Source organism: Sphingorhabdus sp. YGSMI21 (assembly GCF_002776575.1).
Classification (GTDB): domain Bacteria; phylum Pseudomonadota; class Alphaproteobacteria; order Sphingomonadales; family Sphingomonadaceae; genus Parasphingorhabdus.
The window spans coordinates 896,686-913,292 of sequence record NZ_CP022548.1 but is presented as its reverse complement, the minus strand read 5'-3'; the positions used below and the strand labels follow the sequence as shown (position 1 = coordinate 913,292).

At 58.2% G+C, this 16,607-nt stretch carries 15 protein-coding genes; 8 read left to right on the top strand and 7 right to left on the bottom strand.

Features of this window, described 5'->3' with window-relative positions:
* Window positions 1-4 precede the first annotated feature (4 nt).
* From CHN51_RS04345 to CHN51_RS04325, 5 genes are all read right to left on the bottom strand, one after another.
* Window positions 5-1,087 (bottom strand): CoA transferase, encoded by a 1,083-nt coding sequence (locus tag CHN51_RS04345; RefSeq protein ID WP_100092915.1) that lies wholly within the window; start codon window positions 1,085-1,087, stop codon window positions 5-7.
* Between the two features lie 4 nt (window positions 1,088-1,091).
* The gene (locus CHN51_RS04340) at window positions 1,092-2,285 is read right to left on the bottom strand and encodes a CoA transferase (protein WP_100092914.1); all 1,194 of its coding nucleotides are present in this window, start codon (window positions 2,283-2,285) and stop codon (window positions 1,092-1,094) included.
* 82 nt (window positions 2,286-2,367) lie between these two features.
* Window positions 2,368-3,549 carry an acyl-CoA dehydrogenase family protein gene (locus CHN51_RS04335; protein ID WP_100092913.1) on the bottom strand — a complete coding sequence of 394 codons (1,182 nt, stop codon included), beginning with the start codon at window positions 3,547-3,549 and terminating at the stop codon, window positions 2,368-2,370.
* A 24-nt stretch (window positions 3,550-3,573) separates the two neighbouring features.
* Entirely contained in the window at window positions 3,574-4,083 is a 510-nt protein-coding gene (locus CHN51_RS04330; RefSeq protein WP_100092912.1) for a MaoC family dehydratase, read from the bottom strand.
* A gap of 2 nt (window positions 4,084-4,085) precedes the next feature.
* The gene (locus CHN51_RS04325) at window positions 4,086-4,925 is read right to left on the bottom strand and encodes a CoA ester lyase (RefSeq protein WP_100092911.1); all 840 of its coding nucleotides are present in this window, start codon (window positions 4,923-4,925) and stop codon (window positions 4,086-4,088) included.
* Between the two features lie 112 nt (window positions 4,926-5,037).
* On the opposite strand from CHN51_RS04325, the gene CHN51_RS04320 reads away from it, so the two are divergent.
* Entirely contained in the window at window positions 5,038-5,946 is a 909-nt protein-coding gene (locus CHN51_RS04320) for a DUF1838 family protein (protein WP_100092910.1), read from the top strand.
* Between the two features lie 77 nt (window positions 5,947-6,023).
* Here CHN51_RS04320 and CHN51_RS04315 read toward each other — a convergent pair whose 3' ends face one another.
* Window positions 6,024-6,707 carry a hypothetical protein gene (locus tag CHN51_RS04315; RefSeq protein ID WP_100092909.1) on the bottom strand — a complete coding sequence of 228 codons (684 nt, stop codon included), beginning with the start codon at window positions 6,705-6,707 and terminating at the stop codon, window positions 6,024-6,026.
* Between the two features lie 136 nt (window positions 6,708-6,843).
* On the opposite strand from CHN51_RS04315, the gene CHN51_RS04310 reads away from it, so the two are divergent.
* The 6 genes from CHN51_RS04310 (at window position 6,844) to CHN51_RS04285 (ending at window position 15,040) form a co-directional block, all read left to right on the top strand.
* Entirely contained in the window at window positions 6,844-9,330 is a 2,487-nt protein-coding gene (locus CHN51_RS04310; protein WP_100095427.1) for a TonB-dependent receptor, read from the top strand.
* A gap of 118 nt (window positions 9,331-9,448) precedes the next feature.
* A complete protein-coding gene (locus CHN51_RS04305) occupies window positions 9,449-10,741 on the top strand; it encodes an MFS transporter (RefSeq protein WP_100092908.1) in 1,293 nt (430 codons plus the stop codon).
* Entirely contained in the window at window positions 10,741-12,291 is a 1,551-nt protein-coding gene (locus CHN51_RS04300) for an FAD-binding oxidoreductase (protein ID WP_100092907.1), read from the top strand. Before CHN51_RS04305 ends, CHN51_RS04300 begins: the two co-directional genes overlap by 1 nt.
* A gap of 105 nt (window positions 12,292-12,396) precedes the next feature.
* Window positions 12,397-13,452, top strand: a complete 1,056-nt coding sequence (locus tag CHN51_RS04295) for a nitrilase-related carbon-nitrogen hydrolase (RefSeq protein ID WP_100095426.1) — start codon at window positions 12,397-12,399, stop codon at window positions 13,450-13,452.
* Window positions 13,449-14,681, top strand: a complete 1,233-nt coding sequence (locus CHN51_RS04290) for a class I SAM-dependent methyltransferase (protein ID WP_100092906.1) — start codon at window positions 13,449-13,451, stop codon at window positions 14,679-14,681. The genes CHN51_RS04295 and CHN51_RS04290 overlap by 4 nt, the downstream gene beginning before the upstream one ends.
* Window positions 14,678-15,040: a hypothetical protein gene (locus CHN51_RS04285; RefSeq protein WP_100092905.1), complete on the top strand. Its 363-nt coding sequence runs from the start codon at window positions 14,678-14,680 to the stop codon at window positions 15,038-15,040. Before CHN51_RS04290 ends, CHN51_RS04285 begins: the two co-directional genes overlap by 4 nt.
* 31 nt (window positions 15,041-15,071) lie before the next feature.
* Here the strand turns inward: CHN51_RS04285 and CHN51_RS04280 are convergent, their stop codons facing one another.
* Window positions 15,072-15,764 (bottom strand): hypothetical protein, encoded by a 693-nt coding sequence (locus tag CHN51_RS04280; protein WP_100092904.1) that lies wholly within the window; start codon window positions 15,762-15,764, stop codon window positions 15,072-15,074.
* A 109-nt stretch (window positions 15,765-15,873) separates the two neighbouring features.
* On the opposite strand from CHN51_RS04280, the gene CHN51_RS04275 reads away from it, so the two are divergent.
* A complete protein-coding gene (locus CHN51_RS04275; protein ID WP_100092903.1) occupies window positions 15,874-16,602 on the top strand; it encodes a hypothetical protein in 729 nt (242 codons plus the stop codon).
* Window positions 16,603-16,607 lie beyond the last annotated feature (5 nt).

Sequence of the window (16,607 nt, the reverse complement as noted above, 5' to 3'; positions counted from 1 at the left end):
AGATTCATTTGCGCAGTTCCGGTGCGTCGGAAGCCTGCCATTCCTCTTCCGACTTGAAACGGAAAGAAGGACCGATCTGGTGCCAGCCATCGGCTTCGACGAGCAACCCCTTTTCCTTTACAAAATCCTGGTCCAGCGCCTCGCGGAAATCGAGCACGGGGGAAAATGCGACATCCTTGTCGGCAAACCATTCTACCCATTGATCGCGGCTCTTCGTGGCAAAGGTCTGGCGCAGGAAATCGATCAGCGGCCGTTGCGCTTCTCCGGCTTCCCGCTCCGCCAGCGGCAGCAGATCGAGCCGGTCGAGAGCGGTCAGCAGCACTTTCGCGAATTTGATTTCGCGGGCACCGAGAACGACATGCTTTCCATCCATGGTCTGGTAGACATTGTAGAAAGCGGCTCCGCCTAGCGACCGTTGCGTCTGTGATTTCGGCGATGTTCCGCCTTGTATGGCGCTGCCGGCAATATGGGCGCACCACGGCAGCATCGAGTCATACATGGCAATATCGACATAATCGCCACGTCCGCTCTGCTCGCGACCGATCAGCGCCATTAGCACGGCGGACAGCCCATTGAGCCCGGCTGCCATATCCGCGGAGGGTACGCCCGGTACAACCGGCATGCCGTCGGGACCGTCGTTGACCGACAGGAAGCCCGACAGGGCCTGGACCGCCAGATCATGCGCGGGATGATGCGCCATCTCGCCTTCCTGGCCAAAGGCGGAAATCGAACAATAGACAATCCCGGGGTTCCGGGCGGCAACCGCGTCATAATCGAACCCCAGACGTTTCATCACGCCGGGGCGAAAACCCTCGATCATCACATCGGCTTCGGCGAGCAGGGCCCATAGCCGCTCGCGGCCTTCGTCGGATTTCAGATCAAGGGCCAGCGCCTGCTTGCCGCGATTGAGATTGCGAAACCAGACCGACTGGCCCGCTTCGACCGGAGCCATTTCCCTCGCCGGGTCGCCGGTCGGCGGCTCGACCTTGATAACCTCTGCACCATGGTCGGCCATCATCATCGACAGCATCGGACCGGGCAGGAACAGCGACAGATCAACAACATTTATGCCGGACAATTTTCCCATCGGATCAGATCACCCCGCCGGCACGAAGCGCGGCAATGGCATCTGGATCATAGCCGATTTCGCCCAATATACTGTCATTGTCCGCACCCAGCAGGGGCCCCGCCCTGTTCGGCAGACGCTGGCCGTTCAGCTTGATCGGGCTGGACAGGACATCCATTTCCGGCTTGTCGGGATGGCTGATGGTGTCGCGCATGCCGATGGTTTCGAGCCAGGGATTGTCCAGCGCCTGATCGAGTTCATATACCGGCGAGACCGGCATTTCCCCTTGCAGCAGCTCCATCCAGTGCGCGATCGGCCGGGTCGAGAAAATCCCGTCCAGCACGGCTGACAATTCGGTGCGATTGGTCAGGCGATTGGCCGGTGTATCGAAGCGGGGATCGGTCATCAGAGCCTGCTGGCCGATGCGTTCGCACAATATCGTCCAGAATTTCGGCAGTTGCGCCATCACGAACATCCAACCGTCAGCAGCCTTGAACATCTGGCTCGGCGTGGCCGAGGGATGGGCGCCACGGGGTGCGCGCGTGGTCACATCGCCCTCATTCATATACCAGAGCGCCGGATAGCTGGTCTGGTGGATGGCAGCGGAAAGCAGGTCGACATCGACGTCGCAACCCTCGCCCGACCGCTGGGCATCGAGCAGGGCGGCGAGCAGGCCGACCGCCATTTGCGTGCCGGACATGAAGTCGACCATCGACAGGCCGAAGCGGACCGGCGGTCCGTCGGGTTCCCCGGTCAAGGCGCAGAAACCGGCCTCGGCCTGCATCAGATAATCATAGCCCGGCCATTTTGCCCGTTCGTTGTCGCGACCATAAGCCGAGACATGGGCGCAGACGATGGCTGGATTGACTGTCTTGAGGGCCTCGTAGTCGAGGCCGATTTTCGCCGGCACATCGCCGCGCAAATTATTCGCCATGACATGCGAATTGCCGACCAGCTTGTGCAGGATTTCGATGCCCTCGTCCGAACGAAGATCCAGAGTGAGCGAGCGCTTGTTGAGATTGAAGCTCTGGAAATAGAGGCTTTCCTGCTCGCGCAACCAATGCGGGCCGACGTGCCGTGCCGTGTCGCCGCCCCTGGGCGGTTCGATCTTGATGACGTCGGCGCCGAGCTGGGCAAGAAACATCGTGCCATAGGGGCCCGCACCATATTGCTCGGCCGAGAGGACACGAAAGCCTTTGAGAGGTTGTTTTACGCTCATGAAGATATTTCGATCCGGCACCCGCCGGACGCTCCTGAAAATTGCTGATTTCGGCGAGAATATCCCGGACGTTCAAATCCCATCAAGCCGGATTCCTTTTTACCCATTGTTTCGAGATAATCATCCGCTGCATTTCGTTGGTTCCCTCGCCAATACACATCAGGATGGAATCGCGATAATAGCGTTCAATGTCATATTCTTTCGAATAGCCATAGCCGCCATGGATGCGCAGGCCTTCTTCGGAATTTCTGACCGCGGCCTCGGATGCGAAATATTTCGCCATGCCGGCTTCCATATCGCACCGTTCTCCACGATCATAGATTTTCGCAGCGTCCAGCGTCAGCAGCCGTGCAGCGCGGGCGCGGGTAACCATTTCCCCGAGCTTCAACTGGATCGCCTGATGCTCGCAGATCGGCTTGCCCATGGTTTCGCGCAGCTGGGCATATTCGGTTGCCAGCCGCAGCGCTCCGTCGGCGAGGCCGACGCCGCGCGCCGCCACGTTGATCCGGCCCAGTTCGAGACCGCCGGTTGCCTGGAAAAAGCCCTGGCCTTCGACGCCACCGATCAGGTTTTCTGCCGGGATGCGATAATTGTCGAACATCAATTCGGCGCTGTCGATCGCCTTATATCCCAGCTTGTCGAATTTCTTGCCGACGGTGAAGCCTTCGCCCTTCGGCGCGATCATCAGGCTCATGCCCTGATAGCGCGGTTCCGCCTTGGGATTGGTCTTGACCAGCAGGGCAAAGCACTCGCCCTTGATCCCGTTGGAAATCCAGGTCTTGGTGCCATTGATGACATAATCGTCTCCGTCCCGCGTCGCGACCGTCCGGATGGCCTGCAGGTCGGTGCCGGCGTTGGGCTCGGTGAGGGCCAGCCCGCCGCGGATTTCCCCGCTGGCGAATTTCGGCAGCCATTTCGACTTTTGCTCCTCGGTACCGAACCGTTCGACTGCCGCGGCCATGATCAGATGCGAGTTCACGATTCCGGTGATCGCCATCCAGTAGGACGAAACATATGCGATGATTTTCGCATAGGTGGTCGCGGGCAGACCCAGGCCGCCATATTCTTCGCCGATGGTCGCACCAAACAGTCCCATTTCCGCCATCTGGACGACCAGTTTCTCGGGCCAGATGTCTCCATGGTCATGTTCCATCACCACTGGCTTGACTTCACCTTCGACCCATTTCTCAATCGCATCCATGAAGGCGCGTTCGTCGTCGGGGTCTATCGTCCTGATCTGGTTCATATTCACGGCACTCGCCATATTCACGCTCCCTTATTGCCTGTTCTAGTCGTCTGCGCCGCCGAAACCGCGCTTCCAGATCAGCATGGTGCGTTCGAATGTGCAAACCACATCGCCATCCTGGTTCTTGCCGATCGTCTTGACCGTGACAATGCCTTGCTCGGGGCGCGAGGAGGACTCGCGCTTGTCGAGCACTTCGCTCTCTGCATAAAGCGTGTCGCCCGGGAACAGAGGATGGGTGAGACGGATCTTGTCCCAGCCAAGATTGGCCACCGCCTTCTGGCTGGTGTCCGAAACGCTCATTCCGACCATCAGCGCGACCGTCAGCGGCGAGCAGACCAGCGGTTTCTTGAACTCGGTCTTCTTGGCGAATTCATAATCGAAATGCGCCGGGTGGGTGTTCATTGTAAGCAGCGTGAAATGCACGTTGTCGGTGTCGGTAATCGTCCGGCCGGGGCGATGCTCGTAGATATGACCAACGGCAAAATCCTCGAAATAGCGGCCAAATGTCTCGCGGAAACGTCCCGGACTGACTTCAATAACTCCATCACGCATATCTATTTTCCTTCATCCATATTTGAATTGAACCGGGCGGATTCGACGATCCGCCGGTATCTTTGCATGACCGGCGCTTCCAGCATCCGGCCATTGTGATTGATTGCCTTGCCGCCGGCCTGTTCGTAGGCCGCAAGCGCTTCGGTTGCTTCGGCGATCTCTGCATCGCTTGCGCGCATTGCGGTCTGGATCGCCGCGAGCTGCTTGGGATGGATCGCGGCCTTGGCGTGAAAGCCCATCGCTTTGGCGCGGGCGCATTCCTCGGCCAGCCCCTCTTCGTTCGACATGTCGATATAGGGGACATCGATCGCGCCGATCTGCGCTGATGCACAGCACATGATGAATGCACCCCGCGCGGCGAGCAGCGGCTCCCACTCCAGCTTCGTTCCCAGCTCTGCGGAAAAGTCTCCACCGCCGAACATCATTGCGGTCACGCCCTTGCTGGCTGCGATCGCGTCGCCGACCCGCAGCCCCTTGACCGTTTCGATCAGGGGAACCAGTCCGTCGACCTTGTCGCCGAGAATATTATGGGCGATTTCAATTTCGCCTGCGCTCTCGACCATCGGAACGAACAGCAGCGCGGGACAATGATCGGCATTCCGCAATGCCAGCAGGTCCGCAAGACCGTCGACGGTGTTCAGGCCATTGATCCGGACGGCGGTCTTTTCCCGATCGAGATCGGCCAGCGCTGTCAGCACGGATTGACGCGCCGCGTCTTTTTCGCCGGCAGGCACCGAATCTTCCAGGTCGATGCAGATCATGTCGGCGCCGCTGGCCGCTGCCTTTGCGTAGCGTTCGGGACGGTTTGCCGGAACAAAGAGAAAGTTGGTGAAGCTGATCATGTCATCCAATGTCTAAAAATACGATATTGTCCCTTCCCAATTTGTCCGGACAAATATAAAGTCAACCGGAAAGTGAAATTATTTCATCTCATTCACTTCGGGAGAGCTATCTATGAAATCTGTTTTTAAACTCGGTATTGCGTTGGCGGTGGTCGCCGCTACATCCTCTGTAACCCCTGCTCTTGCGCGCACTCTGGACGCCAATGTGCCGGAAGATGCGCTCGAGATCATGAAGCGTACCCAATGCGGGGAAGCCGACGGCGTGCCGGCGGTCTATTATTGGTCGGGCAAAGTCTATTCCCGCGTGGCCGGCGAACCGGACCGCCATTTGTTCAATGGCGAAGGCATGAATATACGCCAATGTGTCCGCGTCGAAGATCCGAAACGCGGAGTCGGCTATCGCCAGGTCAGCCGCGAAGTCATGTTCTATCTCGATCCGGAAACCAACGAGGTTCTCCGCACCTGGGACAATCCGTGGAGCGGGGAAACGGTCAATGTCATGCAGATCGCCAATGATCCGGTGAATGGCCATCCAAGCTATCCCTATTCCGCAGATGGCAAGCCTTATGCGCTCCCGACCATGCACCGGCAGGGCAAATGGCTGTTCCTGCCGATGGAAGTGCCGCTCTTCTATCACAATGTTCTGGCCGGCGATTATCAGGAGTATGTCGGCAACAAATATCACGCCATGGAGATTTTCGACTTTGCCATGCTGGCCGACGAAATACTCGATACGAAGAACCCGACTGCTTATCCGACGATCAGCTGGGTCCGGATATCCGACTGGATGCCGTGGATGAAAATGCGCGGCCGGCAAGGACAGATGGTCTTCAACGCAATGGGTGCCAAGCTGAAAAGCTATGATGACCTGCCCAAGGTGATCAAGGACGAGATCGCGCTGAACCATCCCGAATATACGGCGCCTCCTCCCGGTGACGATCCGCGGCCCAATGAAACGACCTGGACCGTGTTCAAGGAAATGATCGACGCCGAGCGGGCGGCAAAGGCCGAAGGCAAATAGATCCGGGGCAGATTCTGTCTCGCTGAAAGGCCGGTCGGGGGACCGGCCTTTCTTTTTTCCGTCACTGCTCATTCCGGTCAAAATGGCTTGATGTTGCCGAGAAAGGCCGTCGCCACCAGTAGCAGGTAAACGACCCACACCCAGATTCGCGTCCGGTCCATCGTGTGGAGCAGCGGGATTTCGGTTTCGTCGGACGATCCTTCGGCGATCAGTTTTCCCAGCTGTGGACCGACCGGCTTGAAGGCCACGTCGATCATTATTGCCGCAGCAAATATCAGGCCGAACATCAGCGCCTTGGTTGCCAGCCAGACCGGCGCAAGCGGGGCGCCCTGGGTCAGGGAAACCAGTCCGAGACCGATGTAGAAAACCGTCAGGCCGACGGTCAGCGGCTTCTCTATTTTGCGATCGCGGGTGGCGCGTTCGGTCTGGTCATGGCGGTGCGCATCCCAGACCAGCCAGAGCCAGAAGCCGCCGACGGCCCACGCCACGACCAGCGCCCAGACCGGCAAATCCCACCAGCCACCGGCATCGACCATGGTCAATGTCAGCGGCACCATCAGCGCCCAGGCGGTGCGCGGCACCATGTCGAGATTGACGAGCAGCTGCAGCAATATCAGCCGCTGTGGCAGGTCATATTTTTGCCGTTTGCGGAAATGTTGTCCGAGCATGAACACCCCGACATCGGCCCCCAACCATAGAACAAACAGGATTATGTGTACAAATACAAGAAGTTGGTAAAAACTGACGGTGGTGAAATCCATAATATTATTCCCTTATGCGCTCTTTTTGCCACAGATAATCGCTCAAATGAAAGGCGAACGAATCAATATCTTGCCAAACTGTATACACTATGTAGATTTGTCCGGACAAATGGGAACGCTCCGGGAGAATGATATTGTGAAAAATTTACTGCTTGCCTCAGTCGCGCTAGCCACATTGGGAACTTCTGTTCCGGCGCTCGCGCAAACTGCCAGCGAAGACGAGTCGGCCGAACAAGGCGGTCTCGGCGTTATCGTGGTGACCGCTCAGCGCCGCGAGGAAAGTGTCCAGAGCATACCGATTTCGATCAGCGCCTTCGACGAGGAGGAATTGCTCCGCCGAGGGGTGTCCAATGCGCTGGAAATGGCGCAATTTGTTCCTAATCTGGTCGGCTTGAACAATACCGGTCTGGGTTCGGCAAACTCCTATTATCTGCGGGGGATCGGCAATAGCGAAACGATCCCGACCTTTGATCCGTCGATTGGCACCTATGTCGACGATATCTATATCAGCCGCCAAAATGCCAATAATCTGTCGCTGTTCGACGTCCAGCGTCTGGAAGTCTTGCGCGGCCCGCAGGGCACGCTCTTTGGCCGCAACACCACGGGTGGCGCGGTCAATGTCTTTCTCAAGGAACCCGGCAATGAATTCGCCGGATTTGTCGAGGCGGGCTATGGCAGCTATGAAAAATATATGGCGAGAGCCTCTCTCGACATTCCGCTGGCGGACAGTTTCGCGGTCAAGGTTTCCGGATATTACCAGCAGGATGAGGGCTATGCCCAGAATACGACAACCGGTGAACGGGTGAATGAAAGTGATGGCTGGGGCGTTCGTCTCGGCTTTCGTGGCGAGCTTTCCGACACGGCCCGCTGGACCGGTTCCTACATGCACATCAATACCGAGGGCGCGAATATCCTGAATTTCGATTGCGACCCGGCGGATCCGTCCAATTGCGATGGGCGCTTTGTCACCACCGGCTATACCAAGGATGGCAATTTCGGTGGCCTGTTTACCGGCAAGAAGAATGATTTCGGACTCGGCAATAAAACCGACATGGATTTCATCTCGTCCAATCTGGAAATCGGCAGCGGCGAGGATATCTCGGTCAACATCATCACCGGCTATGTCTACACCGCTCAGGATTATGCGCTGGACTTTGCCGATGGCCGGGGCCTGCCAAGCCTTTCAAATCCGGTACCGGACGTGCTGGGTTATACGTTTGGCGGTTTCACCATCGCCAATGAAGGCGAGTTTTCCCAGTTCACCCAGGAAATCAAGGTGAATGCCTCGTTGGGAGACGGGCTGCTCGATCTGGTCGGCGGGGTCTATTATTTTGAAGAGGATAATTACAGCGATTTTGGTGACCTCTTCTCGATCAGCCTGCCATTCGCTCCGCCACCGGACGGCTTCCCGCTGATTCTTGCGGACCGCACATTGCGCAATTCGACCACGGCCTATGCCGGTTATTTGCAGGGCGACCTCAATGTCACCGACCAGATCAAGCTGACCGCGGGCATTCGCTATACCGACGAAACCAAGAAGTTCAGCATCAGTGACAACCGGGCCAGCTGCAACGACGGTACCCTCGAAGCAACCTGTATCGATGACCAGAATCTGACGGCGGCCAATGGTGCGGCAATCCCCCAGAGCCAGACCACGAAAATCTGGACTCCCCGATTCGCTGCCAATTACCAGCCGAGCGACGATCTGCTCTTGTTCGTTTCGGCGACGCGCGGCTTCAAGTCGGGCGGCTGGAACGCGCGCGGCACCGCGCCAAGCGAGCTCTTGCCATTCGGACCGGAGACCGCCTGGAACTATGAGGCGGGATTCAAGACGGAATTGCTCGACAACCGCTTGCGGCTCAATCTGACGGCTTATTATCTCGACGTTTCCGATCTGCAGACGCCGGCTGCCTTTACCAGAGCCGATGGCTCGATTGCGTTCATCACCCGCAATTTTGCCGATTACGAGAATAAAGGCATCGAACTGGAAATCAATGCGGCTCCGGTGGACGGTCTGAACCTGTTCGCGTCCTTCGGCTATCAGGACGACAAGTATAAGATTGATGCCAATGCGCCCCTGCTCGACGCCTATGGCGTTTCTTCCGTCGCCAGCCAGCAGGCAAGTTGCCTGGCGCAGCTGGCAGCCGGACTTGTGCCAAGCGGCGGCGCCACCGAAGCGTCCAATTGCGGTGTCGGTATCGTGGCGCCGGACGGCAGTCTGGCAGAGCCGGTGCGAACGCCGAAATTCAATCTGGCGATCGGCGGCAGCTACGAGGCCGAGCTCGGCGGTGGCCTGTCGCTCATCCCGTCGGTCAATGCCAGCTGGCGTGACAAGAGCGAAGTCGGCACCAGCCAGTTCAGCCTGTTCAGCGGCTCAATTACCAGTTCCACCGGAACCGTCTTCGACTCCAACCCGTTCGGCGGCGATTTCATCACCGGCTCGTTCAGCGACAGCCGCTGGATCGTTAACGCCAATATCGTGCTGCGGAGTGATACGGGCTGGGCGCTGTCGGCCGAATGTTCCAATTGCCTCGACGAAGAGGCGGTCGAGTCCGCTCTGGCCAATTACAGCTATTTGAACCCGCCGCGCACCTTCCTGATCAAGGGACGGTTCGAGTTCTGATAGCCTGGCGGATAGATCGAGAAAAAAAGGCGGACCGTTTCGGTTCGCCTTTTTTGTTCTGGTATAATAGACTGGCGCGGTTATAGTTGTCCGGACAAATTGTGAGTAGTGAGGGCATATGGTATCTAGCACAGAAGAACGCGGTGAATTTGCACTCGGCTGGAAAGTGCTGTTTGCCAGTGTGCTTGGCGTGGCTTGCGGTGCTTCACCGCTTCCTTTCAACGTCATCGGCTTTACCGTCGAACCGCTGATCGCCGAATTTGGCTGGACCCGCACGCAGATATTGATGCCGGTCACCATCTTCGGGATCATCGCCTCGCTGCTCGCCCCGTTTTTCGGCTCTCTGGCGGATAAATATGGCGTACGGAAAGTGGCGCTCTATTCGTTATTTGCCTTCGGGATCTCCTTTGCGATGGTTGCGTTGACGCCGACCGCGCAAGTGACGTCGACTCTCTATATCTATTATGCCCTGTGGGTGCTGATCGGGCTGGTGGGAATCGGTTCTACGCCGGTCAGCTGGAGTCGCGCGATCAACCTTTGGTTCTACAAGCGACGCGGTCTCGCCCTCGGCATATTGCTGATGGGTACGAGCCTTGCCGCGATTACCGTTCCCAAGCTGGCGGTCTGGGGCATCGAGAATTACGGCTGGCGCTCGATGTTCGCCATCGTGGCGATTTTGCCCTTGGCCGTGGCGCTGCCTCTTGGCTATTTCCTGTTTCGCGAACCACGGGCCGACGAGCGACCCCAGGCGATAGCCGGCGTGAGCGGCAATCTGACCGGCGTGACGCTGCGGACAGCCATGAGGGACTATCGTTTCTGGCTGATCTGGATATCCATCGCAATTGTCGCAGGTTCCTTCGGCGGAGCGTTCATCAACTTGCCGACGATGCTGGCTGATCGCGGGCTGGAAGCCCAAACCGCGGCCTCGGTCATGGGTGTTCTGGGCATCGGGATCTTTACCGGCAGGATAATCACCGGGATGCTTCTCGATCGCTTCTGGGCCGGTTTTGTGGCCTTTCCCCTGCTCTGCCTCCCTGCTATTTCCTGCTATATCTTGCTCGGCCACGATATCGCATTTCCAATGGCCGCGCTGGCCGGTTTCCTTCTCGGTTTTGCTGCGGGCGCGGAGAGTGATCTCATTGCCTATCTGACCGGCCGCTATTTCGGCATGGCCCATTATGGCAAGATCTACGGCATGCTCTATATGCCTTTCGGCTTTTTCTCGGCTCTTTCTCCGATCATATACGCCAATGTCAGGGACACGACCGGCAGCTATGATCCGGTCCTGTCGGTTGCCCTGTTTGCCTTTTTCATCGGCGGCGCGCTTCTGATGCTGCTGGGCCGTTATCCGGGCAGTTTGCCGGAAGCCGAAGCGGCTCCCGCGGGCAAACTGGCTATGGAGGCAGGCTGATGGCGACAAAGGCGAACATGTCCGCGGCGGACCATATTGCCGAAACCGGGGTAACCGTGCTGACCGAGAGCGCCATTCTCGATTTCTATGCGCACGATATCTACCAGCGCGGTGCGGATCTGCTGGCGGTTGTCAGACCGAAGAACAAGCAGGAACTGTCGGCGGCCGTCGCGGCTGCTACCGCGCAGAATATAGCGGTGATTCCGCGCGGCGGCGGGATGAGCTATACGGGTGGCTATACGTCCAGCCGCCCGGACGCGGTGCTCTTCGACCTGGCCTCGATGGACCGGATATTGGAGATCAACGAAACCGACATGACCGTCACCGTGGAGGCGGGCTGCACCTGGGCGATGCTTTATGAAGCGTTGCAGGCCAAGGGCCTGCGCACGCCCTTCTGGGGGACATTGTCCGGGCTGAAAGCCAGCATCGGCGGGGGCATGAGCCAGAATGGCGTGTTCTGGGGCTCGGGCCGCTATGGTACCGCGGTACAAAGCTGTCTTGCGATGGAGGTGGTGCTGGCGGACGGAACGATTCTCGATACCGGCGCAAATTTCACCCGGCCCTATGGACCCGATCTGACCGGACTGTTTCTGGCAGATACCGGCGCGCTGGGTATGAAAGCGACAATCACGCTGCGTCTGATTCCGGAGGCTCAGGCCCATGGCTATGCCAGCTTCAGTTTCGAAAGCTATGAGGACACGCTGGCCGCACTGGGCGTGATAGACCGGTCCGGCGTTTCCACCGAATGTTTCGGTTTCGACCCGGGGCTCAACGCCATCCGGATGAAACGGGACAGCCTTACCAGCGACGCAAAAGCGCTGGGCAAGATGATGAAGAAACAGGGCTCGGTCTGGGGCGCGATCAAGGAAGGCGCAAAGGTGGTGGTTGCCGGGCGCGATTTCATCGACGAAGCCAAATATTCGCTGCACGTGCTGACCGAAGCGCGCCTGCAGGCAGCGGCCGATGATGACCTGGCGCGCGCGCGAAAACTGGCACTGGCGCATGGCGGGACCGAGACCGAAAATACGATCCCCAAAATCATCCGCGCCAATCCGTTCGGCCCGCTCAATTCCATGCTCGGCCCCGAGGGACAGCGATGGGCGCCGATCCACGGTTTGCTGCCGCACTCGAAAGCCGTCGCCTGCTATGATGCCATCAAGGCATTGTTCGCGGAACATGGCGAGGAAATGGACCGGCTGGGCATGTTTACCGGTACGCTGGTATCGGCGGTCAGCGGTTCGGGGGCGATTATCGAACCCTGTCTCTATTGGCCTGATGCCGCCAATCCGCTTCATCGCGATACGGTGGAAGACGCGCATCTGGCAAAGCTGCCGGTGCTGGAAAGCAATCCCGAGGCATGGGCCTTTGCCCAGCGCATGAAACAGGCGCTGGTTGACCTTTTCCACGATCATGGCGCGGTGCATCTGCAAATCGGTCGAACCTACCGCTATCGCGACAGCCTCGATCCGGCGGCGGATGCCTTGCTGGTTGACCTCAAAAAGTCGCTGGACCCGAGGGGGTTGATGAATCCGGGTTCGCTGGGTCTCTAGAGACCGATGGAGATCGATCGCAGACAGTTGATGGCCGCCGCGATCTGCGCTTCAACGCCAACAAGTCTTTTCGCGGGTGTACGGGAAAATGAAGATGAGAACAGCATGACAGACACGGAAACATATGCGGCGGTCGCCATGCAGCTGGCGGCGCGATCGGTAGAAAAAACGCCCGACAAGGCAGCCGCGCGCGCGCAGATGCTGGCAATGATCGGAGAACTGGAAAGCAAGATCCGCTCGGCCACGATATTCATCCGGCAATATGCCGGAAGTCCGGTAAAACTGGCGGTGTTGCCGGAATATCTTCTGACCAGCTATCCGGGACGTATTTCCATTCCCGAATTTGCCGACAAGGCGGCGCTTGAGGTGGACGGCCCGGAATATGAAGCCCTGGGGGCCATGGCGCAGCGGCTGAACATGTTCGTCGCTGGCAACGCCTATGAGACTGACCGGAATTTCCCGGGCCTTTATTTTCAGGCCTGTTTCATCATTGCCCCTTCCGGCGACGTGGTCCTGCGCTACCGCCGGCTCAATTCGATGTTCGCGCCGACGCCGCATGATGTCTGGACGAAATATCTCGATATTTACGGACTGGATGGCGTGTTCCCGGTTGCCCGGACCGAGATCGGCAATCTGGCCGCGATCGCTTCGGAGGAAATTCTCTATCCGGAAATCGCCCGCGCTCACGCCTTGCGCGGAGCGGAAATCTTCGTCCACAGCAGTTCGGAGATCGGCTCTCCGCTCGATACGCCCAAGGATATCGGCAAGCGCGCCCGGGCGCAGGAGAATATGGCCTATGTCATTTCTGCCAACACCGCCGGGATTGAAAATACCACGCTCCCGCTCGCATCGGCTGACGGCAACAGCATGGTTGTCGATTATAAAGGCAGGGTGCTGGCCGAATCGAACAGCGGCGAGACATTTACCGCCTTTGCCGACATTGATCTGGGAGCGTTGCGCGCCGCGCGCCGAAAGCCCGCGATGACCAATTTTCTCGCCCGGCAGAGGCTCGATCTTTTCGCCGCGACCTATGGTGAAATACGGATACAAGGGGCCGACGGGCTGATGAAAGACGGGAAGGCCCAGATTCCGGACCGCGATTATTTTTTGCGCACGCAGGAAGAAGTGATTGAACGCATGATCAAGGAAGACCTGATATGAGCAGTGACAACAAGCTCGACGTAGCACCGCCCTATACAGCCGTGGCGCGGCACGGCGTTTCGCCGGTGCCATCGCATGACGAAATTGCGCGATTTGACTTCCTCGCCAATTTCAACAAATTTCTGTCTGGTGCGCTCGGACCGGGCAACAAGCTTGCCTACGATACCCGCGTCCTGCCGAAGTTCAGGAAGGACCATGGACGGGAACCGAAAGACCGGTTCGAAATCCGCCATGCGATGAATGACGATCCCTTTCACCAGTTCTGGTCGGCGTTGAAACGCAATTCGATGGAGATGCGCCAGCAGAATGGACGGGCGATCGCGCTGCGCCAGATTGACGAACTCAACGCCAAGGCACGGCAATATAACGAAGGCCGGGATACGCTGGAGCTGAATCCCGAGATTGAAATTCCTCGCTACCAGAGCGCGGTCGATATCCACTGCATGCCAGGCAGCTATCATGGTGAAGAACATCCCGGCGATGTCTCCACCGGTGCAAATTATGACAGCGGGCTGTTCGCCACCACGGCGGGCGGTTTGGGGGCTCTGTCCGACGGCGGTGGACAGGCGCTGGTCGAATGGATCAGGAAGACCCGGCCCGGCTGGGAACCGCGCCGCGTGCTCGATATCGGCTGTACCATCGGTCACAATATCGTTCCGCTGGCACTGGCTTTTCCGAATTGCGAGATCATCGCGATTGATACGGCGGCGCCGGTCCTGCGCTACGCTCACGCTCGGGCGCAATCGCTGGGCGCTACCAATATCCGGTTCATACAGGCGAATGCCGAAGATCTCTCACGCTGGGAAGACGGCAGTTTCGACTGGGTGCAGACGACGATGTTCCTGCATGAAACCAGCGGCAAGGCTTTGCCGAAGATATTATCCGAGGGCTATCGCGTGCTCGCCGACGACGGGCTGATGCTGCATCTCGAGCAGCCGGAATATCATGACGGCATGCCCTTGTTCGAACAGTTTCTGCGCGACTGGGATGCTTTCAACAATAACGAGCCTTTCTGGTCCTCGATGCACGCGCTCGACATGAAGGGCGAAATGGTGGCAGCCGGCTTTGCACGCGAGGAGCTGTTTGAAACCGGCGTACGCGCAGTCGTTGACCGGGATATTTTCCCCGAAGCGCCGACCGGGGAGGACGAGGATCATGGGCGGGCAGCCTATTGGCATGCTTATGGTGCCTGGAAAAATTCGAGCGAAATGCAGGAGGCCGCAGAATGAGCGAAGCAGCATTTGACTGGATGGCGGCGGCCAATAAAAAGGCCAAAGGCAAGCGCCCCGAATATTTCGATGCGCCCCAGGACGAGAGAATGCTCTCGATTCTTATGGCGGTGGTGGGTGAAGTTTCGGTCCTGCGTGAGCGGATGGATACCGTCGAACGGCTGCTCGACGCCAAGGGTACGATTTCCCGCGACGATATCGAAACCTATGTTCCCGACAAGGATGCCGCCTATGAGCGCGGTGTGATGATCCGTGAATATATCTACAGGGTGATGCGCGGACCGCACCAGATGGTCGAAGAGCTGAAGCAGGCCGAACCGCCTGTGGAAGACGTAAGCCGGGAACTCAAGGAAATCTGAGCAGTGTGCCTGTCGGCTACGGGCGGCGGCCCTAGAAAGGCTTTACCGCACCAAGGAAGCATACGCCGGCGATCGTGATCCAGTAGATATAGGCAGCAAAGCGCGCCTGGGCGATTTCCCGCTCCAGTGCCGCTTCCTGCACGGGGTCCGGCCCCTGCGCCAGGATACGGAAGCGTTCCGTCCAGCGCCGCATCACTAGACGCAGGAACAGGCCAATGCACAGGGCAAAGGCATAGAGCGCAATCTTGGCAGGATACCAGTGGTTGCCTTCACCCGACACGATCGGACCGCTTCCCTGGAACGCTAGATAGGACAGGACGAACAGGGCGATGATCAGGGGATAGCGGAGCTTCTCCTCGATCATCGTGACGGTAATGCCGATATTGGTTTCCCGCTTGATGAAGGCGGTCCACGTCATGGCCAGCCAGATTGCGAAAAACAGCCACATCCACCAGATACCGCTGCCTTCGAGCATCGGAACAAAACCGTAAAGCTTGCCCATGTGCAATCCGAGAGGGAGCAGCAGCACAATGCCCGTGCGCGCCAATATGTCGATGCGATAGGCGGTTTCCATATGGCGCTTGCGCTCGTCGAGCGACAGATTGCGGTTGGTGACATTATAGCTTGTCTGGAACACGCCCCATTCGCCGCCGAGCCAGTAAACCATCGCCAGGATGTGAATCCAGCGCAAAATGCTCAGTTCGTTTACGGTCAGAAATTCCATGGCCTGATTCCCCGTCTATCGCCAAAAAAGTCGCTAATAACTTGTCCGGACAAATTATTCTTGGCAATCCGATAATCGGCTGGCATGACAAAGACAAGGAGAAATTGGCATGAAGCATCGCATCATCGAAGGGCGTCTGGACTATACATCGCGCAAACCCGGAATGGAGGGGAAGAACCGGGGCTTCGAGACCTTCATGTTTACGCGGCACGGCGACGGCAAGGTGACTCTGCGTGCCCATTGCGAAATTGAAGAGCCGGAGCCAACGGTGATGCGCGACGTCATCTATTCGCTGGACGAGAACAGCCAGCCAATGGATTTGCATGTCCGGCTCACAGTTGGCGATGCTTTCATGGGATCCGGCTGGATGCGCTTCGACGGAACCGATGTAGAGATGGAAAGCTTTGGACCGTCTATCGGGCGCCTGTCGCAGCGGGTGAAGGCGGAACTGCCGCTGACCGGCTTCGGCACGCATCCGATCGCGTCCGACGGCTATATGCTCTCGACACTCCAGTGGCAGGACGGGGACAAGAAATTGTTGAATTTCTATCTGCCTTCCCCCGATCATCGCGGCGCCACGCCCCCGCAAATTGCCCAGGTAAAAATCGGTGCACTCTATATCGGCAAGGAGGAGGTGACGGTTCCGGCGGGCACCTTCGCCTGCAAGCATCTGCAGTTCATCGATGATGCCAGCATCGTTCCCGGCACGGGCGGTATGGCTGGCGAACATCCCCCTTATGACGTCTGGATCACCGATGATGAGGACGGCATTTTCGTGCAGGGTGGCGTCGGCGGCTATATGATGACCTGGTACGAGCTGGTCGAGCTGAAGCGCTGAAGGTC